The following is a 23,775-nucleotide window of genomic DNA, read 5'->3' as shown; positions in this document are numbered from 1 at the left end:
CGGTTCCGCATAAAAATTGATGGTCTGGGTATTATCGGTTACGCATGCGGCTTGTGCGTGACAAACATCGCGTCGCCGTAACTGAAAAACCGGTATTTGCGCTCTACGGCGTGCCGATAGGCCGCCAGAACCTCGGAATAACCGGCAAAAGCGCACACCAAGGTCAACAGGGTGGATTCCGGAAGATGAAAATTTGTAACCATGGCATCGACACAACGAAAGTGGAAGCCCGGACGAATAAACAAATTCGTCTCGCCTTTGTAAGAAGTCAGGGACCCTTTAAGCGAGGCCGACTCCAATGTCCGCACTACGGTTGTTCCGACGGCAATCACCCGCCCCCCGCGCTGCCGAACCTCGTTAACTTTTTCCACCACGTCCGAACCGACCTCGCAAAGCTCCGAATGCATTTTGTGCTGATCCAGTTCATCCACCCGCAAGGGTTGAAACGTGCCGCTGCCCACATGCAGCGTCACAAAAGCCCGCTCGATACCCTTCGCAGCCAGGCGCTCCAGCATCGCTTCATCGAAATGCAGACCGGCGGTGGGCGCCGCTACGGCACCGGACGCCTTCGCAAACACGGTCTGATAACGTTCCCAATCGTATACCGAATCCGGCCGGTCGATATAAGGCGGCAGAGGAATATGCCCAACGGCGCTCAAGACTTCATCGACGGTTCGACCGTCGAGAAGCATCAGCAGGAACAAATCGTCTTGCCGTCCTTGAACTGTGCATCGAAAACCGCCTTCGAGAAGAATTTCGGTTCCCGCTTTCGGAGCCTTGCTTGCACGCACATGGGCCAAGCCCATACTCGGACCGAGCACCCGTTCGATCAAAACCTCCACCCTGCCTCCGGACGCTTTGCGGCCAAAAAGCCGCGCCGGCATGACTTTGGTATCGTTAAAGACTAGAAGGTCGCCCGCACGAAGCAGTTCCGGCAGCTCGATAAACATACGATCGTCAATTTCGCCGGTCGTTCCATCCAAACACAGCAGCCGACTGGCGCTACGCTCCGGTAGCGGGTACTGGGCGATCAGATCCTCGGGAAGCTCAAAAAAGAAATCACTTTTACGCATCGACAGATGGTAACAGTCGGGGAGAAAAGAATGCAGTATGTGGCTTTTTAAGAGAGATTTCTTTATAATTCGCCTGCTTTCGCGCCGAGGTGGCGAAACTGGTAGACGCGCCAGACTCAAAATCTGGTTTGGGAAACCAAGTGCGAGTTCGATTCTCGCCCTCGGCACCACTTAAAAAATCAAGACGTTATGAACTCGAAAGCATCCGACAAAAACGGCAAGCAAAAACGCCCGTAGATGCAATGTAGAGAAGTAACGCAGAAATGAGCCCGGCAATGAACCGGGCTTTTTTGTTTTTTCCAAAGAGAAGCTCGAAGATGAGCCAGACTAGCGTATGCTGCTCAAAGCGACGTGATTAGCAACCGTGCAACTAAATTACAGTTGCTAATGTAACCATCGGTTACTAAACTCTGTTTCGAGTCGTGAGTAAGAAAGAAAAACTCATCGAACGATTGATCGCGGTCCCTTCAGACTTCACGTGGACGGAACTCGTGAGCGTCTTGCAACACTTTGGATATCGGCAAAGACAGGGGGATGGATCTCGTGTCAAGTTTGACAACGGCAATCCGAATGACATGATCAATCTACATAAACCGCATCCAGGTTCAATCGTTAAACGCTACGCTTTGGAGATGGTCATAGAGAAATTAAAAAACGCGGGGTATTTATGATGAATATGCTGCGCTACAAAGGCTACTATGGTTCCGTTAACGTTAGCTTCGAGGACGGATGCTTATATGGGAAGTTGGAATTTATCGATCCACTTGTTACATTCGAAGCCCAAACCGTACCTGAGCTTTTAAATGCATTCCATGAGGCAGTAGACGATTACATTGCTACGTGCGAAGAACAAGGCGTCAAACCACAAAAGCCCTATAGCGGATCATTTAACGTTCGGATCGGCCCCGAACTCCACAAAGCAGCAGCTCGGGTTGCTAGGTTACAAAAGACTAGACTTAATGAGTTCGTCAAACAAGCAATTCAACGAGCGGTAGAGACGTTTGACGCTAGCGAACGTAACCGAGAAGTTCCATTAATGTGTCATAGGTCTCTGGGCACGGATGAAATGCTCTCGGCCATTTTCGACTTGCGTTCCGCCCTTCAGAATACACCCGATACACCCGTGCAACTACTTCGGGGACTTGCGGTCTTGCGGAGCACTACCGCAACGATTACTAACGAACCAGAAGATAAGCCGATCATTGTTCCGGATAATTTAGTCGGGTACGCCAGGACGGTAAATTAATGAGCACAGAAAAGCAAGTTGAAACAGAGGAACCAACTCGGTTCGCGTTCTCGCACAAAGAGATTGCCGAAGTATTAATTAAGAAACAGGGAATCCACGAAGGCATTTGGTCCTTATATATGGAGTTCGGGCTATCTGCTGCCAATGTTGGGCAATCCGAAAGCAATCTTCTCCCTGCTGCGATTGTTCCTGTAGTGAAGATAGGCATTCAAAAGGCAGAAAAGTTGACCTCGATTGCGGTTGACGCATCGGAAATTAACCCAGCGCCAAAGAAAAGCAAGAGGACACGTCATTCAACACCCGAATGATGTTGAGAAGTAAGTATTATCCCCCCGACAGAGCCGGGGAACTCCCGATTTGGTTAGAATAAGGCCCGCGCGAGCTTTTTCTAACCCGCCAATTATCCAAATAAAAAAAGTACGGGTAAGTCGAAACTCGGCTGGGGCCATCTCTAAGCAAGCGCCCATCAAGCAATCGAATTGATCAGCCGAATCTTTTCGCCTTGAGTAAGCCGATAAAACCGGCGGAGTTCTTCCATCATCTCGCCTGCCCGCGCTTTTTTCAGATAACGGGTTTCCAATCGAAGGCAATACTTGCCTGCATAATGGTTGGCATCTTCATAGCGCTGCCGCTGAACCTGGTCCAATGCCGCGTCGTAAGCCGGGGCCTCGAATAGGCAATATCGAAGTTCCGAAGGTACAAGACTTTTGCCCTGCCGCTTCCATAGCGATGTGGCGGTTACGAATTTATCCACCTCGGCCTGCATCTCCAGTTCCATCAGCGTCACGCCGCGCTCGACGCCAGCGTTCCATATGAGATAAAGAAAGTGACTGACGCCTTCCACGGCCAAAAGGAAATCGATGAAATTTTCGGAATGAAGACTCACCAGCGGATCATCATCGGTCAGGCGGGCCAATACCGAGGCATCGAGGAAAAGTGCGAGATCCAGATGGTCATCTTGTTGCGAGACCAAGAGCTTCTCTTTGCTTTCGCGAGGATTGATGCTGGTGTCCAAACGCCGCGCGAGGTCCGGATCGGTAATCAAGAAATCCTCCACATCGAGATCAACCTCGATGCGATAGATGCGCTCCAGCAGCTTCTGCAGGACATTCAGGCGCATAATCCTAGAAACGGCAGTTGGACGCGTCCGAGTGTGCGGCGGGCGGGCCGGATGGCAAGCCTGTCCTGAGCTCGGTCGAAGGGCCTGTCCTGAGCCCCGTCGAAGGGGCGCGACGAGGCAGCGAGGTAGTCTCCCGCGATGAGAAGCAACGCCGCCAGGCAGCTCGCCCGCCGTGCAATCGGGTGCGTAGCCTTTTCACCTAAGCGGTGAGATCGGTAGAAGGTAGGACGGTCAGAATTCATGCGGCTTTTCTACTCCTTCTAAAGCGGCCAACTGCCGTTTCTAGGAAGTGGCGCCTCCTTCAGTTGTGCCGGCGACTGATCGAGCCTTGGGCCGGCTCTATGCCCAGTTTCCTCAGCTTGTCAGCCGCGCGCTTGCTGCCGGTTCGAAGCCAGATTTCGTAGAGCCTCATAATATCGGTGCACGAATTCAACGGGGTTCTTTCCCCGACCTCCGACAGTACGTCCACGAACGATTGGAACTTTTCGGAAAGCTCGCCAAAAATCGCGCAGAAAGCTTTACCTCGTAAGGTGCCTCGGTTAAGGTCGCACAGATATCCATAGGCGGTACCCCCCATGGCGATGTAATAGTCGATGTCGACGAGCTTTCGATTGAGGCTGGAGGAAAACAAGCCGGATATCAATAGCGCCACGTCTCCGAGCCTGCGCAGAATTTGATGCCTCTCTTCCATGCTCGCCGCCTCCACGGCTTCAGCGTAGATCAAGGCAAGTGGCTGCAATGTGACGCCTTCGGCGGTACGGGAAAACAGCTTGTCCGCCTGGGTGAAATAGGCAAGCAAGTTGACGATGTAGTAGACGGTGTCCTCTCCGGCATCGACTTTTTGATTCGATAAAGCCGTTGTTACCGATTCCCTGAAGAATTCCTGGACGTTTACATCCGTAATCAAGTTCGCGTCGAGGTTTTCAGGCGCCATCATGTCTAGACCTCCAAAGAGTTAAGATCTACCCCAAAAAGCGACGAATCCGCCCGTGTTGCAAGCCGATCATGAAACTTCTCCTCGAGTATAGCAACTGTCCGTGAGCCTACGCCTCCGGTATGCCGGGAGAAAAAACGGATTATCCATTGGACGACGACGAGCGGTTGCGGTTCTCCTTACCGTGATCGATCAGAGCTTTTGCCCCAATTCAATCAAGGTTATGTCGCTTATCGATAATACAGGCAAAAGCCGGACCATTCGGGCGCCGTAACCCGATGGTGGAACAGCGGACCTATTGGCAGACCGGTTTAACTAACGGCAGGCGGGAGGAAGCAAATTTCTGAGGCAAGCAAGCTTTAACAGGCCGGCGGCACTGATCGAGTCGGTGATTGTGCCGTCCATCACCATGCGCACCGCCTCCAGCAAAGGCAGCTTCTTGATTGTAATAGCCTCCGTCTCTTCGAAGTCCGGTTCGCCCTCCACCAAACCCTCCGCAAGGAACACATAGCCTTCCTCGTCGGTAACCGAGTTCGTGGTATGCAAGTGCATGAAAACACTCCAGTCCTTGGCTATCAGGCCGGTTTCCTCCTTGAGCTCGCGTTTCGCGGTCTCCAGAATGTCTTCACCTTCGGGCGAACCGCCCATGGGAATTTCCCAGAAATAGGCATCGGGCACGTAGCGATATTGGCCGACCAGCCAAGTATTGCCTTCGGCGTCTATCGGTATGATGCCGATAGCCTGACTCTTGAAATGGATCCTGCCATAAATACTCAACCCGCCGGATGGGTTGATCACCTCGTCCTCGTCCAGACGAATCCACGGATTTTCGTAGACTTCCCGACGCCGAATCAATTTCCAAGGGTTGTGCTCCGACATAAATCAACGTCCGTGAAATGCGGGACTGAGTTCGTGCACGGCTTCGATCATCGCCTTGGCGTGCTCGGGATCGACATCGGGCAATATCCCATGTCCCAAGTTGAACACATGTCCCTCTCCGTGACCGTATTGCTCCAAGACCCGCTTTACTTCGGTGCGTATGGCCTCGATCGGTGCATACAAAGCCATAGGATCCAAATTGCCTTGCAGCGCGACCTTGTGCCCCACTCGTCGACGCGCCTCTCCGATGGGTGTGGTCCAATCCAAGCCTAAGGCGTCGAATCCCGTTTCCGCCATGGCTTCCAGCCACTGTCCGCCGCCCTTGGTAAAGAAGATGGTCGGTATGATTTTGCCGCCGTGGCGCCGATTCAGCTTGTCGAGTACGCGCTTGGCGTAAGCCAAGGAGAATTCTTCGTAATGCGCCGCCGGCAGAATTCCACCCCATGTGTCGAACACCATGACCACATCGACGCCTGCGGCGATTTGGGCATTGATATACAGCGCTACGGCGTCGGCCAATTTTTCCAGGAGATCATGGAGAACCACGGGTTGCTCGTACATCAATCCCTTGACCCTGCGAAACTCCTGCCCGCCGCCGCCCTCGACCATATAGGTGGCCAAAGTCCAGGGACTACCCGAGAACCCGATAAGCGGAACGCTGCCGTCCAGATTTTGTTGAATCAGGCGTACAGCATCCATGACATACCGCAAATCGGTTTCCGGATCAGGAACCGACAGCCGGCGCACATCCGCAGCACTGCGGACCGGATTTCTGAAATGGGGCCCCTCGCCTTCGACGAACTCCAGACCCAAACCCATGGCATCCGGCACCGTGAGAATATCGGAGAATAGAATGGCGGCATCCAGACGGAAGCGCGCGAGAGGCTGCAACGTGACCTCGCAAGCCAGTTCGGGCGTGCTGCACAATTTCATAAAACTGCCCGCTTGCTCCCTGACGCGACGATATTCGGGCAAATAGCGGCCCGCTTGGCGCATCATCCAAACCGGGGTCCTTTCGGTGGGCTGTCTCAATAGTGCACGGATAAGACAATCATTTTTAGGTGCATTCATGGCATCACGCAAATCAATGGCAGAAAGATCGGGTTACAGCAATGGGCGTAAAAATCGACACTCGGGAGCAAGACATGGCATTCACGCCGAATTCATAACACGCCTTTAGAACATCCGTTCGATTAATTTCAACGAGCCGAAGAATCAACCGACGAGCTAAGCTCCGCATGCCGCGGCATCATTCGCCGAATCTCTTGGTGAATAGATTTCATCTGTCTGGGCAAAGGCTGACCGACGGAAAGGGGTAAAGTCGCCGTTGCTTCCTTGGCCGCAGGCAGAGTCGGATAGATTCCGAAAAACAGCGGATAGAGATCACTGCTCCCCTTGCGGGAACGAAAACTGGCCAGTTCGCTGCCCGGCGGAAATTGTTTGGCCAGCTTACGCACCGCGTTCAATCGGGAAACGGCGACGATCTGCAAGGTGTAGGCTTCGGGACTTTGATTCATCAGCCATTCGGCACTCTTAAGACCTTCCATAACGATCTCTGGCGATCTCGAACGCTCGCTCTCTTGCGCACCCGATTGGCCCCTCTTCGCCTCAGCTTCAGTTACAGCGCCGGCCGGCGGCAAACGGTCCGGCGACATCTCGATCTGCGCCTCCGACATGCTTTTCGGTTCTTCCATGACCGAAGGCGGTAGTGGCTCACGCTGGGTGTCCGGTTCTATCGGCTTATGAGCTTCAACTGTTTTCTTCGCCTCCGCTTCGAACGTACGTGTCGCTGCCATCTCTACCGATTCGCGAATCGGTAGGCTCTCCGACTTTTCGCTCTCGGCTAGCGGCAAAGGCACAGATGACGATTGTGGATCAGTAAGCGGCTCGTCAAGATTCGGGGGCTGGACAGCTTGGGCCTTTTCGGAGTCGGGAGAGACAACGGAGACCATCTCGGGATTTTGGACAACAGGGCCATCGTAAATCTGTTGGTCCGGCTCCGGGATCTGCCGCGAGAACATCAAAAAAAACGCGTAGGCCGTTGCGCCAACCAATAAGCCGGCGCCGGTAAGCCAACCGACCTTAGTCGATATCGCCGCTGTGGCCGATCCGTAGGGAGATCCCAGAATTTCGATCACTTTGCCAGGAATTCCTCGACTTCTGGCATGCAGCCGTTTTACGAAGGATTCCGTAATTCCGTGCTCGGTGACCAATTCAGGCAACGTCACCCTCAATTGGTCCGCGAAGAGTCCGCATTCCTCTTCCGATAGTGCGGGAATCTCCAATATAAACGCATCGCCAAGAGCGGATTTGTCGGTGTCGGATTTTTGCGGCATTTCTTCGGTGCGCATTGCGAATACCAAGCACAAGGAAGGATAACGGCCAGCTAACTGCCATAAGGCGTCTAAAAGCCCCGACACGAGCGCGCCGGCATCGTCGAGCAGCAGCACCACGTTTCGACGCTCCTTGGCATAGCTTTCCAGCAAATCGGTCAAATCCGCTCCCGACGATGCCGATCTCGATTTTTCCTGATTTAAGGCGCGGGACAACTCATCGACGATGCGCTCAAAACTCACGCCGGGCGCTGACGTCAAATAGCAAACCGTTGCAAGTGGCGCCAAGCGGGTCTTGAGAAGACGCAAGAAGGTTGTCTTGCCGATGCCTTCCGGTCCGCATACGACGATGGGCTGAGCCAAGTTAACCGCCAAGTGCGAAAGCAAGTCGAACTTTTGTATGCGTGCCGCAGAAATCAGCGATAAGGATTGCCCGCCATGAGCGCTCTCGCGACCGCTGGCGGGCAGTGAAAGCTCAGCCGCGCCCATATTCACTCAAGGTGGCCCGAAGCAACTCGAGATCGACCGCTATAGGCAAAGTTGCCCGCCCGATCTTTTCCGGCAAGATTAGCCGCAGCTTACCTGCCACGTTTTTTTTGTCGACAGCCATCAGGTCCAAATAGCGGTCTACATCCAAATTCGCTGGCGGCGTCACCGGCAGCCGTGCCCGCCTAAGCAACGAAATGATGCGCTCGACGCTATCAGTATCCAGCCAACCCAACCGTCGTGAGAGATCTGCGGCCTGACAGATTCCGATCGCTACTGCTTCGCCGTGCAGATAGCTTCCGTAACCCATTCCTGTTTCAATGGCATGCCCAAAGGTGTGCCCCAAATTCAGTGTTGCTCTCACCCCGGACTCCCGCTCGTCTTCGGCTACAACCTCCGCCTTGTTGATACAGGATCTCTCGATGGCGTAGGTTAGGGCGTCGGCATCGCGGCCCAAAAGCATCTCCAGGTTGGCTTCCAGCCAGACGAAAAATTCGAAATCGCGGATAAGACCGTATTTGATCACCTCGGCCAAGCCGGCGCTAAACTCCCGGTCAGCCAATGTATCGAGCGTCGAAGTATCGGCCAGCACGCATTGCGGCTGATAAAAAGCCCCGATCATGTTCTTGCCGCGCGGATGATTGACTGCGGTTTTTCCACCTACGGAAGAATCCACCTGCGCCAGCAAAGTCGTCGGAATTTGAATGAACGGCACGCCCCTCTGATAACACGCGGCGGCGAAACCCACCAGATCGCCGATTACCCCGCCCCCTAGGGCGATGAGAGACGCGTCTCGGCTGAATTTTCGGACAAGCAACTCATCGAAGATGACCATTGCCGATTCGATGCTTTTATAAGACTCGCCGTCCGGCAAAACCACCTCGGCGGTCTGCTTGCCGTCTAGGCTCTGTCTGACCCGGTCCAAATAGAGGGGGGCAACCGTTTCGTTGGTAACCACCATGACTTGGCTGGAACTGAGGTGCCTAGACAGGAGTTCGCCGGACTCCAGAACTCTCGAACCGATATAAATTGGATAGCTGCGTTCGCCCAGGCTGACAGTCAGGGTTTTCATGAATTCGCGTTTGCTCGGTTATAGGCTTTCAAGATTTGGCGGACGGCGCTGCGGCTGGAATGCGTTCCCGTATCCACGATGAAATCGGCCAAAGAGCGATAAATCGGCTCCCGCACCCGCAACAACTCTTGTAGTCGCTGGCGAGGATTTTCGGTCTTGAGCAGCGGCCGGTTGGAATCTTTGTGAGTTCTCTCAAGCTGCTTTTCGACCGAACACTGCAGATATACGACGAATCCCCGCCCATGCAGCACTTCTCGATTCTTCGGCAACAGAATCGATCCCCCCCCGGTAGCCAACACTATTCCGTCCTCGCAACACAACTCGGCCAAAACTTCGGATTCTCGCCTTCTGAAGCCTTCCTCACCCTCATACTCGAAAATCATAGGGATACAGACGCCGGTGCGATGTTCTATCTCCCTGTCACTATCCACGAATCGGACACCCAAGGCTTTGGCCAGAAGTCGCCCAATGGTCGTCTTGCCCGCTCCCATGGGCCCGATCAAATAAATATTGTGCGTATGTCTCATGCTGCCCGAGGTGAGAAATCGGGTCATCATACCATGTGTGTCGAAAATACCGGGCAGTAACACTCACAGCCGGCCTGAAAACAAAAAGGCGCCGCCGTTTAAGGCCGCGCCTTTGTTTCCAATGTCAGCAGAAATCAGCGAAGGGCGAGATCTTGCTTGAGAACTTTCGGCGTGATGAAAACGAGCAACTCCCTTTTTGTATCTTCGACATTATTTCTCCGGAACATATATCCGATTCCCGGCAGATCCCCGAAAAACGGAACTTTGTCGGTGTTATTCCGATTCAAGCCCTCGTAAACGCCTCCCAACACCACGGTTTCCCCGTTGGCAACTTGTGCCGTCGTTTCGATCTCGCGCTTATCGATTGCCGGGCCAACTGGCGTTTGCTGGCCTTGTTCATCTTTCTTGATCAACAATTCCATCAACACTTGATCGTCGGGCGTGATATGCGGCGTCACATTCAGCTCAAGCACTGCCTGCTTGAAGGTGATGTTGGCCGACGCTCCTCCCCCCGCTACAACCGTAGTTTGATAAGGAATCTCGACACCCTGCTTGATGACCGCCTTGGTCTGGTCCGAGGTAATCAGCCGAGGATTGGAGACTGTTTCGCTACGCCCCTCACGCTGTGCGGCCGATAACTCGAGATCAAGCAAGTAATCGCCCGCTTTGATGAGAGTGAATCCAAGGGCGCTCGCGCCACCAGTCGCGGCGGTTGCCGCGCCCTGAGCCGCGAGATCCACCAGCACGTCGGCGTTGGTCGACTTCTCCCCGCCGGCGGCCGGTTGCTGGAAAATGACGCCGCTTGATCCCGAACCTGCATCTGAAAAGGAATCGGCGCCTCTCCCTTTAACCAGCCTGTTGACCTGAAGCCGACTACCCAAATCCCTCAGAAAATCGTTTCTGGCAATGACGATCCGAGATTCGATCAGTACCTGCCGAATTGGCTTGTCCAACTGGCGAACAAGATCGCGGACTCGCTCCAAATTGCGCGGAGTATCTTTCACGATCAACTGATTGGTCCGCGGATCGACGGTTACGTTACCCCGACCGGATAAAACCGATTGACTCACATCCAGTGTCGATACGGCTGTGGATGCCGACGCACCGCCGATGCCGGCCGGTTGACTCATGGATTGGCTAATCCGTTCAGTGGTGCCGACTAAAACTTTCTTGATATCTTCGGCCGTGGTGTAGTTGATCTGGATGATTTCCGTCCGCAGCGGCTCCAAATCTTCCACGACTTTCTGAGCTTCGAGTTCCTCCTTCTCCTGTTTATTGATTTCTTCCAACGGTGCGACGCGGATGATGTTTCCTTCTTGCCGTTTCCCCAATCCCTTGGACTTGAGGACCAATTCCAAAGCCTGATCCCACGGAACATCGTTGAGCCGAAGGGTTACATTCCCCTGAACGGTATCGCTGGCAACAATATTCAGGTTGGTAAAATCAGCCAGAATTTGAAGAACAGACCGCACCGGAATGTCCTGGAAATTTAGCGTCAGCTTCTCGCCCGAGTACGAGAAATTCTTTTTCTTGATTTCCTCTTTTTCCATTTTGGTCAACGGACGAAATTCCACCGTCAGGACGTTATCGGTCTGGTAAGAGGAATAATCGTAGTCGTCGGAAACCGTCGCTACGACCATCCTCGCATGGGCACCTTCCGTCGTGGCGTCGACGGAACGGACAGGAGTAGCGAAATCCATGACGTCGAGCCTGCGCTCCAATTGCGGAGGCAGACCCGTGTCGGCAAATCTGACAATGACCTTTTGTCCCTCTTCGTGGATATCAACCAAGGACTTAGGATCGCTCAGCGTCACTAGAAGTCGTCCCTCACCCTTTTCGCCACGACGAAAGTCAATGTTTTCAATCCGCCTATCGCTTCCGCCGAGTGGCCGATCCATAAACTGCGATTTTGTCGATGCTGCGCTCGCGGCGGCAATCGGTGCAGTGCCGCTTTGCAGTGTGATAAGAATATTGTCACCGTCTAGCCGGCTGGTGTAGGGCATCATGTTGGTCAAATTGATGACCACGCGGGTACGACCGGACGATTCCACGGCTTGAACACTTTGAGCTCCACCCACATTGATCGGCACTAATTTCTGGTCCAAACCGTTCGTTACGCCGGGCAAATCCAGTGCAATGCGGGCGGGATTTTCGGTATGGAAGATTCTCGGCTCTCTGGCGGGCCCACTTAAACCCAAAAGCAGCTGTAAGTTATCCCCAGGCAGGATCGAAAAATCCACGGACTTAAGTACAAGCCCCTCCGCCTGACTGACGGGCAGATGCAGGGACAAACCGATCAGAATAAGACCCATCATTCTTTTGTATCGCTGCCGTGCGGCCGACGCGATACGGTTACCTATTTCCGCTCTCATTTCTTCTCCCCCACTTCCGCCAAGTCAAGAGACGCTTTACGTTCACGCCATGCCCCGGGACTGTCGGATATGATTTCTACCAATTCGATCAAGTTTTCTTTGATGTTGACGATCTTGCCGAAGTTTTTTCCCATGTGATTACCGACGCGCACCCGGTGAATCGTTCCGTCGGTAGCTTTCACTAATCCCCACAGCGAACCTTGCCGATCGACCGTTCCGACCATGCGTAGCGTATCCAGCTCGTAGGATTCCAGTTCCTCCTTAGGGCGATTGATATCTGGCCGGATGCTACTCGCAATTTTTTCCTCTTCAGTCTCCTGAGCCTTCTCATCGATAACGAAAGGATTTCGCAAATCCTCCGCATTGAATACAAATGGCTCTACTGTCTTAACTTCCGGCAACGGCTCGACTGATCCTTTCTGACGTGCCTTGACCTCTGCAACGTAGGCCTGTAAATCCGTCAAATCGTCCCCGGCGCATCCGGTTAGTCCGATAGCGAGCATCCACGACACGAGGAGTCGTGGATGGCACGGCGGTACCAAAAACTTCAAGTGCCCACCCATAGTGCTACTTTCTTTGTTGTGGCTTTTTAACTTGATTCGCTGGAGCAGGCCCCTCGTCCAGGTAGCGATAAGTCCTGACCAGCGCGCTCATGACCAATGGGTCCTTTGCGGATTTCTTTGCTCCCGCATCCTTGTTGTGGGCTGCGATCTTCACGTTATGTATCGTTACGATTCGCGGTAACGACGCCAGTCCGCTGATGAACGCACCGAACTCCATATAGTCGCCGATCACGCGGATTTCTATGGGTAACTCCGCATAGAACTCTTTGGCGATTTCGGCGCCGGGTTTGAAAAGCTCGAACTCCAATCCGGCCGCTAAGCCGGTTTGAGAAACGTCGACCAATAATTCGGGAACCTGGGTTTTATCGGGTAGCTGCCTGAGCAAATCGCCGAAACTCTTCTCGATTTCCGCCATTTGCTCCTTGTATTCTTCTAGATTTGCGGCCTTTTTTTGCCGCTGCTCAAATTTGTTCTTGAGTTCCAGTTCCTTGCTTTCTTCAGTTTCGAGCTGCGCGATTTGATCCTGAGTGTCCAAGTAGTACCCCAAGCCACTCAGAATTAGGCATAGTATGGTAATAATCGCCACCTTGATCGGTAGCGGCCACGCGCCCGCGTTTTCTATGTCCCAATTGATTTCGGAAAGATTCATGACGGTTTCCTTTCCTGATTGTCCGCCTTATCTCCTCCCTGCTTGACCTGAAGCGTAAAGCGGTTGCCCTGTGCTTTTTTGCTTTCCTTAGCCTCCTGCTTGGTCTCGATGATGTTTAAAAGGGGCTCCCTCATCCAAGGCGAAGACTCCAAATTCCGCATGTAAGCGGAAACTCGGGCATTGGACTGGGCCATTCCATTCATCGTCAGATTGCTATCCAACTGGGTTAAATCCGTTAGATAAACACCTTCGGGAATGGTACGCGCCAACTCATCGAACAAATGGACGATCTCGGGCCGGCTCGCTTGCAATCGCTGGATGACTTCCATCTTGGCGATCAGCCGTTTTTTCTTGGTTTCCAACTCTTCGATTTCCTTGATCTTCTGATCGAGCAGGGCGATCTCGGACTCCAAGTATTGATTACGCTGGCTCTGATAATCGATCATGCTGCCGATGAAATAATGAACGAAGCACAGAATCGCCCCGGTCGATAGCAACGCGGCCAGGGTAATAGCGACGAATTCCTTTTGCCGTTGTTTGCGATGTTCCGCACGCCAAGGAAGTAAGTTGATTCGAGCCATCAGTCCAAACTCCTTAATGCCAATCCACAAGCAGTCATAAGTGCCGGAGCATCATTGCTCAAACTTTGCGGTTTAACGCGCGGCGCGAGAGACATGGTGACAAACGGGTTGGCGGAAGTAGTGGGGATACCCAGAATGCCTTCCACGAAACGATCGATCCCTTGGATCGAGCCGCACCCTCCGGCCAACACGAGCCCGTCGACGGTGCGATGCGAGCTTGAAGACAGGAAAAACTGCAGCGAGCGGCCGATTTGCTGCGCCATCGCTTGTTTGAACGGCTCCAGCACTTCGAGCTGATAATTGTCTGGAAGACCGCCGTGTTTTTTTGCCAAACCGGCTTCCTCATAGGAAAGCCCGTAACGACGCTGGATTTCTTCCGTCAACTGCTTGCCGCCGAATCCCTGCTCGCGGGTATAAATGATGCGGCGATTATGGATCACATTCAGGGTCGTCATGGTCGACCCGACATCAGCCACGGCGATGGTTTGATCCGAACTGTAGCCGGGCAGTTGATCCAAAATAAGATTGCACGCATTCTCCAGGGCGTACGATTCCACATCCACGACTTCCGCCTTGAGTCCGGCCATCTCCAGAGCCGCCACACGATCCTCCACATTCTCCTTACGAGAGGCGACCAGTAGCACATCGACCATGTCCGGATTTTTCTCGGCTTTGCCCTGCACCTCGAAATCCAGGCTCACCTCGTCCAGTGAGTAGGGAATGTATTGATCCGCCTCCAGTTCGATTTGCGCTTCCAACTCGTCATCGCTTAGAGAAGCGGGCATCGAGATCATCTTGGTTATTACCGAAGAACTCGGTACCGCCACCGCCGCGTGCTTCAATCGGGTGCCCGATTGCTTGATGACCGATTTGATAACATTGCCGATGATTTCAACCTTAGCGATGTTCTTGTCGATCACGGCGTCCAACGGCAACGGCGCGACAGCATAGCTTTCCACCCGATAGTTCTGTCCGTTTCTACTCAGTTCCAGCAGCTTTACGGCCGCCGTGCTGATATCGATGCCAAGTAGCGGCGGTCTCTTGTGGTTCAAAAAAAACATCGATGACTTCCTAAACTGGCCTTGACCTCATGCAAGCGATACCGTGTCTTAATGGCGTTTCTCATCGCCCGCTAGACTCTGTACTGTAGTATAGTAGGGATTAGAAGTTTGCCCATGACACGCCAAACACCGATCAACCGTGCACTTCGGAGCTACTATTTGTAGCCGCAGCCTGAAAACACCTTTTTGATTGTCGAGTGAGAACCCGCAACAGTCGACGCCAAGCGCGCTCCCGTTCAGTGAGCCTCTTGAAGCTAATCTTTTTTTTCCTCCTTGCCGGATTCGCGAGTTTGGCCTTAGCCGCGTTCTTGCTTTATCGGTTCATCGAACCGCAACTCCCGGATATAGAAGTTTTGCGGGATGCGCGGTACCAGACTCCGATGAGCATTTACAGCAAAGATGGCCTCCTAATCGCGCAATACGGCGAAATGAAGCGCAGCCCGGTCAGCTTTTCCGAAGTGCCAGAAAAAGTCATTCAGGCTTTCTTGGCGGCCGAGGACAATCGGTTTTTTGACCATCCGGGCGTGGACTACCAAGGTTTATTGCGAGCGACGTTTTCCTTTCTTCGGACGGGCAAGAAGAAGCAAGGTGGCAGCACGATCACCATGCAGGTGGCCCGCAATTTCTTTTTAAGCAGCGAAAAGACCTTTTTTCGCAAACTCAAGGAAATCGTGCTGGCGATCAAAATCGAATCGGAATTGACGAAAGAACAGATCTTGGAGCTGTACTTGAACAAGATCTACTTCGGCCACCACGCGTATGGCGTCGTAGCTGCGACTCAGGTCTACTACGGCAAAGGGATTAACGAGCTCGACCTGGATGAAATCGCGACGATTGCGGGTTTACCGAAGGCTCCCTCCGCGTTCAATCCGATAACCAATCCAGAGAGGGCGGCGAGCCGGCGAAACTATGTCCTAAAGCGGATGCGGAAACTGGGCTACATCAATGATCAGACTTACCAGGACATGATCAACCGGCCTGTCACCGCAAAACTCCATACGACCCCCGTCGAGTTAAATGCCCCCCATGTCGCAGAGCTGATCCGCAACGAGATGTATCGGCAGTATGGCGAATCCGCTTACACCAGCGGTTACAGGATATACACCACGATCGACAGCCGCTTGCAGGCAGCCGCAGACAGGGCGCTGCGCCTTGCGCTGCACGACTACGATGAGCGTCACGGATTTCGGGGCGCTAAGCAACGAGTAGATTTAAAGAAGGACAAGCGCCCCAAGGACTGGGACGAGCGATTATCCAGCATCCCCAGAGCGGGAGAAACGGTACCCGGGCTGGTCCTAGCTGTTAAAGACAGCTCGGCAGAAATTTATCTCGGCGACAAACAGCGCATCGAACTGGACTGGGACGGCCTTAAATGGGCACGCAAGTATATCTCCGAGAATGCACAAGGTCCTCTGCCCAAAAGCACCAAAGAGATACTCAAGGCCGGTGATCTCATCAGGCTTCGCAAAGACGGCAACGACCATTGGAAACTTAGCCAGATGCCGGAAGTCGACGGCGCGCTGGTCGCATTGGATCCGACCAGCGGTGCCGTAGTCGCGCTGAGCGGCGGGTATGATTTTGCTCTCAGCAAGTTCAACAGAGCGACTCAGGCGCAAAGACAGCCCGGCTCCGGCTTTAAACCAATACTCTACGCGGCAGCATTGACCCACGGATATACTCCGGCGAGTGTCGTAAATGACGCTCCCGTTGTCTTTTCCGACCCGTCCCAGGCGGACGGATTCTGGCGTCCTCAGAATTACTCGGGCCGATTTTACGGCCCCACGCGACTCAGAGTCGCACTCGCCAAATCACGAAACCTCGTATCCATTCGATTGCTTCAAAGCATCGGCCTCAAGAAGGCCATAGATATGGCCATGCGCTTCGGCTTTCAGCCCGAAGAGCTGCCACGATCTCTCCCGCTAGCCTTAGGAAGCGGCACTGCAACGCCCCTCCGGATGGGGCAAGCCTATGCCGTGTTCGCGAATGGCGGCTTCCACGTCGAACCGTACTTCATCGAACGCATCGAAACCGAAGCCGATAGAACGATCTTCCGAGCTACGCCGCAAATCGCATGTGCGAATTGTGCCGAGTCCGATGATCACCAAACGAATTTTGCGCCTCGCACGTTATCTCCCCAGGTCCATTACATGATGAACTCCATGCTGCAAGACGTGGTACGAACCGGGACCGCGACCCGTGCAATGGAACTGGGGCGTAACGATATTGCCGGCAAAACCGGCACAACGAATGAATATAGGGATGCCTGGTTTAACGGTTATGTTCCCTCTCTGACGACCATCGCTTGGGTCGGCTTCGATTCATCAAAATCCTTGGGAAAAGGTGAAACTGGCGGCAAAGCCGCACTGCCCATGTGGATGTATTTCATGCAGGAAGCCCTCAAAGATTTACCCGAGCAGACTTTTCCGCTTCCAAGCGGGTTGACCATCGCTCGGATGGATCCGGGCACGGGAATGCTTGCTCCGCCCGGCAGCGCTAATGCTATCTTCGAGGTTTTCCCGTCGGAACGCGCCCCTCGTTACTATGCTGCGCCGCGCGTAAGCGAACCGCCTCCCTCTGAAGTCATGGAAGACGAGGCCGAGCCGGAATTACCGAAGCCCCCTCCCCTTCGAACGACGACCGAAAAACCAATCGAATCGCTATTTTGATCTCCATCATGTCTACGAGAGATAAAGCACGCCTATTGATCGCTCAGGAGGCTGCGAGGATTATCGCCGAAGAGGGTGTAAACGATTATCTTCCGGCAAAAAACAAGGCTGCCGCCCGCCTGGGGATAGCGAATTCACGAAGCCTTCCCCGAAACGAGGAAATCGACCAGGCGTTAGAGGAATACCATCGACTCTATCGGGCTGAAACACAACCGCTGCACATTGCTCGTCTTCGAAAACTCGCATTAGAGGCCATGCGTTTCCTGGAAGAGTTTTCGCCGCGATTGATCGGTGGCGCGTTGGATGGCAGCGCCAGTAAATACAGCCCGATCATCTTGTATGTATATCCCGAAAGCCCCGAAGAGATCATCAAGAAATTGGTTGAAGCCCGCATACCATTTAAGGAAGGGGCCTTTTCGTTGAATTTGGGACACAGGCGGGGCATGACGTATCCGGCGCTGGATTTTTTTGTCGATGGCGTCCGCGTCGAATTGGCGGTACTCCCGCCGGAATTGAAGGGGCAACGGATCAATCGAAAGGAAAAGACGGTGCCTGGCGGCTCTCTCCAGGACGTCGAGAAACTGATTAACGGCATTTCGCCGTGAGACTCGGCCGAAGCCTCACGAGAACGACAATCAAAGACCAATATCTATCGGTTGATCGATAATCCGGTTTTGACCGGCCCAAAACGGAGAGCATTCCTTGCTCATTGCCGTTAAACGAGGGGCGGCCAGGCCGATTTCGAAAGACGCAAACGAGGCTGAAAAATCAGCCCCGTCCGTACTTGCGTCGGAACTTGTCAACACGACCGGCAGTGTCGACGATCTTCTGCTTGCCTGTATAGAATGGATGGCAAGCGGAGCAAACTTCAACCTGCAAATCTTTGCCAAGCGTCGACTTGGTTTCGAAGGTATTGCCGCAACTGCAATGGACGGCGATGGACTTGTATTCGGGATGAATATCCGGCTTCATAATGAGGCTTTCTCCAGGAAATCAGAACAAAGGGACGACAAATTTTTCATGGTACTTAAAACGGCTCTTCACTGCAAGATGGACGCACTCTTTAGCGCGGATCGTCCTGCTTCCAACTGAACATCGGCCCACCCGCATCAGCCTTTATTTCCATTTTCGGCGACAGCACTCTAGCGGCTATATACCTATCTGAGATATAAACCATAATGCGTATAGTTTCCCTCAATGTTAACGGCGTGCGGTCAGCAGCGCGCAAAGGCTTTTTCCACTGGATGGATAAACAGAATGCCGACGTTGTCTGCCTACAGGAAACCAAGGCTCAGACACACCAACTGGAAGACCCTATCTACTGGCCTAAAGGGTACCAGTGCTACTACCTGGATGCTGTCAAAAAGGGCTACAGCGGTGTGGCATTGTATAGCCGACGGGAACCGGACGAAGTCATTCAGGGCATTGGCTGGCCTGACATGGACGCCGAGGGGCGTTATCTCGAGGCCCGATTCGGCCCGCTAAGCGTCGTTTCCCTATACTTGCCTTCCGGATCGTCCAGCGAAGAACGGCAAGCGGTGAAGTTCGATTTCATGAACCGCTTCCTGCCGTATCTTCGGGAATGCGCACAGTCCGGGCGCAATTATATTTTCTGCGGCGACTGGAATATCGCCCATAAACCCATTGATCTCAAGAATTGGCGATCCAACCAGAAAAACTCCGGGTTCCTGCCCGAAGAGCGTGCTTGGCTGGATGTCGTATTCGAGGAGGACGGCTGGGTCGATGCCTTTCGTGTCGTCAATCAGGAGCCTGAACAGTATACCTGGTGGTCGAATCGCGGTCAGGCTTGGGCCAAGAACGTGGGTTGGCGTATCGATTATCACGTGACCAGCCCCACTCTCCGGGAAGCAATCCTCGCCGCCCATGTTTACAAGGAAGAGCGCTTTTCCGACCATGCGCCACTCACCATCGATTATGACTACCCTTTCCTGGCGTGACGCGCTATTTAACAGACGGATGTTGATCTGCGTCCTCACGGGGTTTTCCTCGGGGTTGCCTCTATTCGTGCTGATCAGCCTGATTTCGGCCTGGCTACGCGACGGAGGTGTCGACCTCAAAGAGATCGGGTTGCTGGCTCTCGTTCAATTTCCTTACATCTGGAAGTTTTTGTGGGCGCCACTCTGTGACCGATACGGTCTACCAATGGGGCGACGCCGGACTTGGATGCTGATTACCCAAATTGCACTGCTGCTCTCGATTCCCGCTTTTGGTTGGCTCGCTCCCGTTCCAGACATCGCGACCATTCGTTGGCTGGCGGTAGCGGTAGCACTATTTTCAGCAACCCAGGACATTGCAATCGATGCCTTTCGGCGAGAGATTCTCAGGGACGAAGAGCAAGGACTTGGCAATGTGATCCACGTGAATGCGTACAAAATCGCCGGGCTCGTACCGGGATCTCTGTCGCTGATCCTCGCTGATTATTTGTCTTGGGACGCCGTCTACTTGATCACGGCCCTGTTCATGTTCCCCGGCATTCTCCTGACGCTCATCGGAACCGAACCGGAGTTTTCCAGCCACGCCCCTCCGACGCTACGTCAAGCCTTAGTCGATCCTTTTCGTGAATTTGTTCAACGAAAGGGTTGGAGCGGCGCGTTAACGGTCCTGGGATTCATCTTTTTTTACAAGCTGGGCGATAGCATGGCAACGGCGCTGGCCACGCCCTTTTATTTAGACATGGGCTACAGCAAGACCGAAATCGGCGTGATCGCCAAGCATGCCGGACTTTGGCCTAACGTTGCAGGCGGCATTTTAGGTGGAATATGGATGATTTCCCTGGGGATACATCGGTCTCTTTGGGTATTTGGCGTTTTACAGGCGCTGGTGATTCTCGGCTTTGCCTGGCTTGCCACGGCCGGCCATACCTTGGCTGGCCTGGCTGCCGTTATCGGCGCCGAGGCGTTCGGTGTCGGATTGGGCACGGCCGCGTTCGTTGCCTACATCGCCACCGCCACCAATCCGGCGTACACCGCCACCCAGTTCGCGCTGTTTACCAGCCTGGCCGCAACGCCACGGACGCTGGCCAATGCATTCACCGGCTTTCTCGTCGAAGGTGGGGACATTAAGATGGGAAACATTTCGCTGCTTCACATCGAAGCGCTAGGCTGGGAACGCTTCTTTTGGGTTTGCTTCGCGCTCACCCTTCCAGGCATGCTACTACTGTTCAAAGTCGCGCCATGGAACGGAGGCAAGCGGAGCAGAGATCCAGGACGTCTCGAGCCTCAACCCGATTCGCAGTCATCCGACTGAAAAATTTTGCGCCGAAGGAACACGTTGCGCGGATAAGAGAGCGCCCTCTGGATGCTCTCCTCCGGCGCGAATTCGGCCTACTTTCGAATATAAAGGTCCGTAATACTGCCTTCCAGCATCTCGGCGGCAAACGCAAAGGTTTCCGACAAGGTCGGATGCGGGTGAATAGTCAAGGCGATATCTTCCATATCGGCGCCCATCTCGAGCGCCAGAACGGCCTCGCTGATAAGCTCCCCCGCATTAGGCCCGACGATCCCTGCCCCCAGAATCCGCTTAGTCTCTTTATCGCACAAAATCTTGGTTACGCCCTCTTTGCGATCGATGCCTAGAGCCCGCCCGCTCGCCGCCCAGGGAAATGCGGCTTTGTCGTAGGCAATCCCTTGAGCTTTTGCCTGATTTTCCGTAAGTCCCATCCAGGCCACCTCTGGATCGGTGTAAGCTACCGAGGGAATAGTTAACGCCTGAAACGCCGAGCGCTCTCCGGAAATGACTTCCGCCGCCACTTTCGCCTCGTGAGTCGCTTTGTGTGCCAGCATCGGATTGCCCACGATATCGCCGATGGCGTAAATATGAGGCACATTGGTTCGCTGACAGGTGTCTACCGGAATGAAGCCTTTGTCGTCGACTTTGACGCCGGCATTCTCCGCACCGATCAGATTTCCGTTTGGCTTCCGGCCTACGGCGACCAGGATGCGGTCGAACAAGTCTGATTCGGGGGCGCCTTCACCGCCTTCGAAATAAACCTGCAATCCTTCCGACTTCGCTTCGATGCGCGTTACCTTCGTCTTAAGGAAAATATTCTCGTACTGTTTCTTGATGCGCTGATACAACGGCTTAACCAGATCCGCATCGCAGCCCGGAATGATCTGGTCCATCAGTTCGACAACCGTGATCTTCGAACCAAGCGCATGATAAACAGTGGCCATTTCCAAGCCGATGATGCCGCCGCCGATGATCAGAAGACGCTTAGGCACTTCGGCGAGTTCCAAGGCATCCGTGGAATCCATCATGCGCGGATCGTCGTGAGGGAAACCCGGAATCTGTACCGGCTGCGAGCCGGCTGCGATGATGGCGTGATCGAAACTGACCGTCTTTGTGCCATCTGCCGTTTCAACCTGTAGCGTTCGGTCCGAAGAGAATTTGCCCACGCCGTTGACGATGGTAACTTTGCGCTGCTTGGCCAAGCCTGCAAGCCCCGTCGTAAGTGTCTTCACGACTTTGTTCTTCCAGTCGCGCAGCTTGTCCAAATCAACGTTCGGCGAACCGAAATTCAGTCCAAAACTTGAAGATTCCTGCGCCTCCTGAATGACCTTGGCGGCATGCAGCAATGCTTTCGAAGGAATACATCCGACATTTAGACAAACGCCCCCCAACACCGGATAACGCTCGACCAAAACCACCTGTCTGCCCAAGTCGGCGGCTCGAAAAGCGGCGGTATAACCACCCGGACCGCCGCCCAAAACGACAACTTCGGCATGTAGACTAGATGTATCGGACATCGAACGTATACCTTCTATTAAGAAAAAATTGCAGATTAGCGTTCCATCGCAAGTTGTATCGAACCGGTTTGCCGGCAAGCCTCAAAGCATCCCGGCTTCTATAAAAGGACTCGCCGCAGTTCGGCCAGCAATCCAGCCAAATAAACCGTGAATCGTGCCGCCTCGGCTCCATCGATGACGCGATGATCGTACGACAGGGACAATGGCAACATCAGGCGCGGAACGAACTGTCCGTCCAGGTAAACGGGCTTGGTTTGCGCTCGGGACAAACCAAGTATTGCCACTTGAGGCGGATTGATGATGGGCGTAAAAGCCGTACCGCCGATTCCGCCGAGGCTCGAGATAGTAAACGACGCCCCTTCGAGATCGTTGTTGCGCAGTTTCTTGCCACGGGCTTTCGCGCCGAGTTCTGCCAATTCCCTAGCCAAGTCGAAAATGCCTTTTTGATCGACATCCCGAACTACGGGCACCACTAGGCCTTCCGGAGTATCCACCGCCACGCCCAAGTGATAGTACTTTTTAAGGATCAGCTCTTCGCCGTTGGCTGCGAGGGATGAATTAAACGTCGGAAACTCTTTGAGCGCTGCCGCTACGGCCTTGATGACGAATGGCAGAAAGGTCAGCTTCACATTCTGCTTTTCCGCCTCGCTCTTGAGCGACTGGCGAAAGGCTTCGAGATCGGTGATGTCGGCTTCATCGTGTTGCGTCACATGGGGAATGCTCATCCAACTCCGAAGCAGATTCGGGCCGGAAAGCTTCTTGATGCGGGACAACGGCTGTCTATCGACGGTGCCGAACTGAGCGAAATCAATTTCCGGCTGAGGCGGAATGGCGAAAACACCACCAGCCATCGCTTGCTCGACCCGCTTCAGGCTCGCTTTTACGAATGCCTGAACATCCTCCTTCAAAATACGGCCTTTTGGCCCGGTGCCTTGAATTTTCTGAAGCTCAGCCCCCAATTCACGGGCGAACTTCCGAATCGATGGGCTCGCATGAGGAGGATGCGCATGCTCTTCAACAACTTTTAAAGCTCGTTCGGCGATGGCCGGCGCGGGCTTCGGCTTCGCTTCCGGCTCTGCTACTGAGGAAGGCGCGGGCTGCTCGGCAACGGGCTTGGGCGCCGCTTCGCCGGAGACGATCTTTCCAGCTTCCGCTTCCGCCTCAGGCGGAGCTTTCTCTTCCCGTTCCGGCTGGGCCCGATCAGCAAGCTCCAACTGCAATATCGGCGACCCCATGCTCACCCGATCACCGACATTGACCTGCATTTCTTTCACCACGCCGGAAAACGGCGAAGGCACCTCCATCGCCGCTTTATCGCTTTCCAGCGTAATCAAGGAATCGTCGGCCTTGATTACATCCCCCGGCTTAACTAGCACTTCGATGATCTCGACGTTCTTGAAATCCCCGATATCGGGAACTACGACTTCTTTTAGCACTGCCATAGCGA

23 protein-coding genes and 1 tRNA gene are annotated in these 23,775 nt (G+C 53.8%); 8 read left to right on the top strand and 16 right to left on the bottom strand.

The window, feature by feature from the left end; all coding sequences use genetic code 11:
• Window positions 1-38: 38 nt before the first annotated feature.
• On the bottom strand, window positions 39-1,073 hold the full coding sequence (queA, locus tag ACR2TX_RS12110) for a tRNA preQ1(34) S-adenosylmethionine ribosyltransferase-isomerase QueA (protein ID WP_077728031.1): 1,035 nt from the start codon (window positions 1,071-1,073) through the stop codon (window positions 39-41).
• Between the two features lie 83 nt (window positions 1,074-1,156).
• Here queA and ACR2TX_RS12105 point away from each other — a divergent pair.
• The 4 genes from ACR2TX_RS12105 to ACR2TX_RS12090 all read left to right on the top strand — a co-directional run bounded on the left by ACR2TX_RS12105 (window position 1,157) and on the right by ACR2TX_RS12090 (window position 2,627).
• Window positions 1,157-1,243, top strand: a tRNA-Leu gene (locus ACR2TX_RS12105).
• A 252-nt stretch (window positions 1,244-1,495) separates the two neighbouring features.
• On the top strand, window positions 1,496-1,744 hold the full coding sequence (locus ACR2TX_RS12100) for a type II toxin-antitoxin system HicA family toxin (protein ID WP_077728012.1): 249 nt from the start codon (window positions 1,496-1,498) through the stop codon (window positions 1,742-1,744).
• Window positions 1,741-2,319: a type II toxin-antitoxin system HicB family antitoxin gene (locus ACR2TX_RS12095; RefSeq protein WP_240502359.1), complete on the top strand. Its 579-nt coding sequence runs from the start codon at window positions 1,741-1,743 to the stop codon at window positions 2,317-2,319. The genes ACR2TX_RS12100 and ACR2TX_RS12095 overlap by 4 nt, the downstream gene beginning before the upstream one ends.
• The gene (locus tag ACR2TX_RS12090; RefSeq protein WP_077728011.1) at window positions 2,319-2,627 is read left to right on the top strand and encodes a hypothetical protein; all 309 of its coding nucleotides are present in this window, start codon (window positions 2,319-2,321) and stop codon (window positions 2,625-2,627) included. Before ACR2TX_RS12095 ends, ACR2TX_RS12090 begins: the two co-directional genes overlap by 1 nt.
• Window positions 2,628-2,785: 158 nt before the next feature.
• Here the strand turns inward: ACR2TX_RS12090 and ACR2TX_RS12085 are convergent, their stop codons facing one another.
• The 12 genes from ACR2TX_RS12085 to ACR2TX_RS12030 all read right to left on the bottom strand — a co-directional run bounded on the left by ACR2TX_RS12085 (window position 2,786) and on the right by ACR2TX_RS12030 (window position 14,896).
• A complete protein-coding gene (locus ACR2TX_RS12085; RefSeq protein WP_077728010.1) occupies window positions 2,786-3,439 on the bottom strand; it encodes a hypothetical protein in 654 nt (217 codons plus the stop codon).
• Between the two features lie 301 nt (window positions 3,440-3,740).
• The gene (locus tag ACR2TX_RS12080) at window positions 3,741-4,376 is read right to left on the bottom strand and encodes a hypothetical protein (protein WP_205780634.1); all 636 of its coding nucleotides are present in this window, start codon (window positions 4,374-4,376) and stop codon (window positions 3,741-3,743) included.
• Between the two features lie 312 nt (window positions 4,377-4,688).
• Window positions 4,689-5,252, bottom strand: coding sequence for an NUDIX domain-containing protein (locus tag ACR2TX_RS12075; protein ID WP_077728008.1), 564 nt, complete (start codon window positions 5,250-5,252; stop codon window positions 4,689-4,691).
• A gap of 3 nt (window positions 5,253-5,255) precedes the next feature.
• Window positions 5,256-6,323 carry a uroporphyrinogen decarboxylase gene (gene hemE, locus ACR2TX_RS12070; RefSeq protein WP_077728007.1) on the bottom strand — a complete coding sequence of 356 codons (1,068 nt, stop codon included), beginning with the start codon at window positions 6,321-6,323 and terminating at the stop codon, window positions 5,256-5,258.
• Window positions 6,324-6,451: 128 nt separating this feature from the next.
• Window positions 6,452-8,074 carry an AAA family ATPase gene (locus ACR2TX_RS12065; RefSeq protein ID WP_077728006.1) on the bottom strand — a complete coding sequence of 541 codons (1,623 nt, stop codon included), beginning with the start codon at window positions 8,072-8,074 and terminating at the stop codon, window positions 6,452-6,454.
• A complete protein-coding gene (gene aroB / locus ACR2TX_RS12060) occupies window positions 8,061-9,143 on the bottom strand; it encodes a 3-dehydroquinate synthase (protein ID WP_077728005.1) in 1,083 nt (360 codons plus the stop codon). The genes ACR2TX_RS12065 and aroB overlap by 14 nt, the downstream gene beginning before the upstream one ends.
• Entirely contained in the window at window positions 9,140-9,670 is a 531-nt protein-coding gene (aroK, locus tag ACR2TX_RS12055; RefSeq protein ID WP_077728124.1) for a shikimate kinase AroK, read from the bottom strand. The genes aroB and aroK overlap by 4 nt, the downstream gene beginning before the upstream one ends.
• A gap of 134 nt (window positions 9,671-9,804) precedes the next feature.
• Window positions 9,805-11,910 (bottom strand): type IV pilus secretin PilQ, encoded by a 2,106-nt coding sequence (pilQ, locus tag ACR2TX_RS12050; protein WP_240506836.1) that lies wholly within the window; start codon window positions 11,908-11,910, stop codon window positions 9,805-9,807.
• A gap of 128 nt (window positions 11,911-12,038) precedes the next feature.
• A complete protein-coding gene (locus ACR2TX_RS12045; protein ID WP_240502357.1) occupies window positions 12,039-12,506 on the bottom strand; it encodes a pilus assembly protein PilP in 468 nt (155 codons plus the stop codon).
• A 103-nt stretch (window positions 12,507-12,609) separates the two neighbouring features.
• Complete coding sequence (locus tag ACR2TX_RS12040; protein WP_077728003.1) at window positions 12,610-13,254, bottom strand: type 4a pilus biogenesis protein PilO; 645 nt, start codon at window positions 13,252-13,254, stop codon at window positions 12,610-12,612.
• Window positions 13,251-13,835, bottom strand: a complete 585-nt coding sequence (locus tag ACR2TX_RS12035; RefSeq protein ID WP_077728002.1) for a PilN domain-containing protein — start codon at window positions 13,833-13,835, stop codon at window positions 13,251-13,253. Before ACR2TX_RS12035 ends, ACR2TX_RS12040 begins: the two co-directional genes overlap by 4 nt.
• Entirely contained in the window at window positions 13,835-14,896 is a 1,062-nt protein-coding gene (locus ACR2TX_RS12030; protein WP_077728001.1) for a pilus assembly protein PilM, read from the bottom strand. Before ACR2TX_RS12030 ends, ACR2TX_RS12035 begins: the two co-directional genes overlap by 1 nt.
• A 239-nt stretch (window positions 14,897-15,135) precedes the next feature.
• Between ACR2TX_RS12030 and ACR2TX_RS12025 the strand changes: the two genes are divergently transcribed.
• Both ACR2TX_RS12025 and ACR2TX_RS12020 read left to right on the top strand, forming a co-directional pair.
• The gene (locus tag ACR2TX_RS12025) at window positions 15,136-17,562 is read left to right on the top strand and encodes a penicillin-binding protein 1A (protein WP_434132268.1); all 2,427 of its coding nucleotides are present in this window, start codon (window positions 15,136-15,138) and stop codon (window positions 17,560-17,562) included.
• Between the two features lie 8 nt (window positions 17,563-17,570).
• Complete coding sequence (locus ACR2TX_RS12020) at window positions 17,571-18,167, top strand: hypothetical protein (protein WP_434111787.1); 597 nt, start codon at window positions 17,571-17,573, stop codon at window positions 18,165-18,167.
• Between the two features lie 163 nt (window positions 18,168-18,330).
• Here the strand turns inward: ACR2TX_RS12020 and rpmE are convergent, their stop codons facing one another.
• A complete protein-coding gene (gene rpmE, locus ACR2TX_RS12015) occupies window positions 18,331-18,534 on the bottom strand; it encodes a 50S ribosomal protein L31 (protein WP_077727999.1) in 204 nt (67 codons plus the stop codon).
• Between the two features lie 206 nt (window positions 18,535-18,740).
• Here rpmE and ACR2TX_RS12010 point away from each other — a divergent pair, with 206 nt between their 5' ends.
• A complete protein-coding gene (locus ACR2TX_RS12010; RefSeq protein ID WP_086133580.1) occupies window positions 18,741-19,520 on the top strand; it encodes an exodeoxyribonuclease III in 780 nt (259 codons plus the stop codon).
• A gap of 19 nt (window positions 19,521-19,539) precedes the next feature.
• The gene (locus ACR2TX_RS12005; protein WP_205780633.1) at window positions 19,540-20,829 is read left to right on the top strand and encodes an AmpG family muropeptide MFS transporter; all 1,290 of its coding nucleotides are present in this window, start codon (window positions 19,540-19,542) and stop codon (window positions 20,827-20,829) included.
• Window positions 20,830-20,906: 77 nt separating this feature from the next.
• Here ACR2TX_RS12005 and lpdA read toward each other — a convergent pair whose 3' ends face one another.
• Both lpdA and aceF read right to left on the bottom strand, forming a co-directional pair.
• Window positions 20,907-22,328 carry a dihydrolipoyl dehydrogenase gene (gene lpdA, locus ACR2TX_RS12000; protein ID WP_434111784.1) on the bottom strand — a complete coding sequence of 474 codons (1,422 nt, stop codon included), beginning with the start codon at window positions 22,326-22,328 and terminating at the stop codon, window positions 20,907-20,909.
• Window positions 22,329-22,426: 98 nt separating this feature from the next.
• Window positions 22,427-23,770 carry a dihydrolipoyllysine-residue acetyltransferase gene (gene aceF, locus ACR2TX_RS11995; RefSeq protein WP_077727995.1) on the bottom strand — a complete coding sequence of 448 codons (1,344 nt, stop codon included), beginning with the start codon at window positions 23,768-23,770 and terminating at the stop codon, window positions 22,427-22,429.
• Window positions 23,771-23,775 lie beyond the last annotated feature (5 nt).

The sequence above is a fragment of the Methylocaldum sp. GT1BB genome (genome assembly GCF_051027545.1).
Lineage (GTDB): Bacteria > Pseudomonadota > Gammaproteobacteria > Methylococcales > Methylococcaceae > Methylocaldum.
This window is presented reverse-complemented; position numbering and strand designations above follow the sequence as displayed.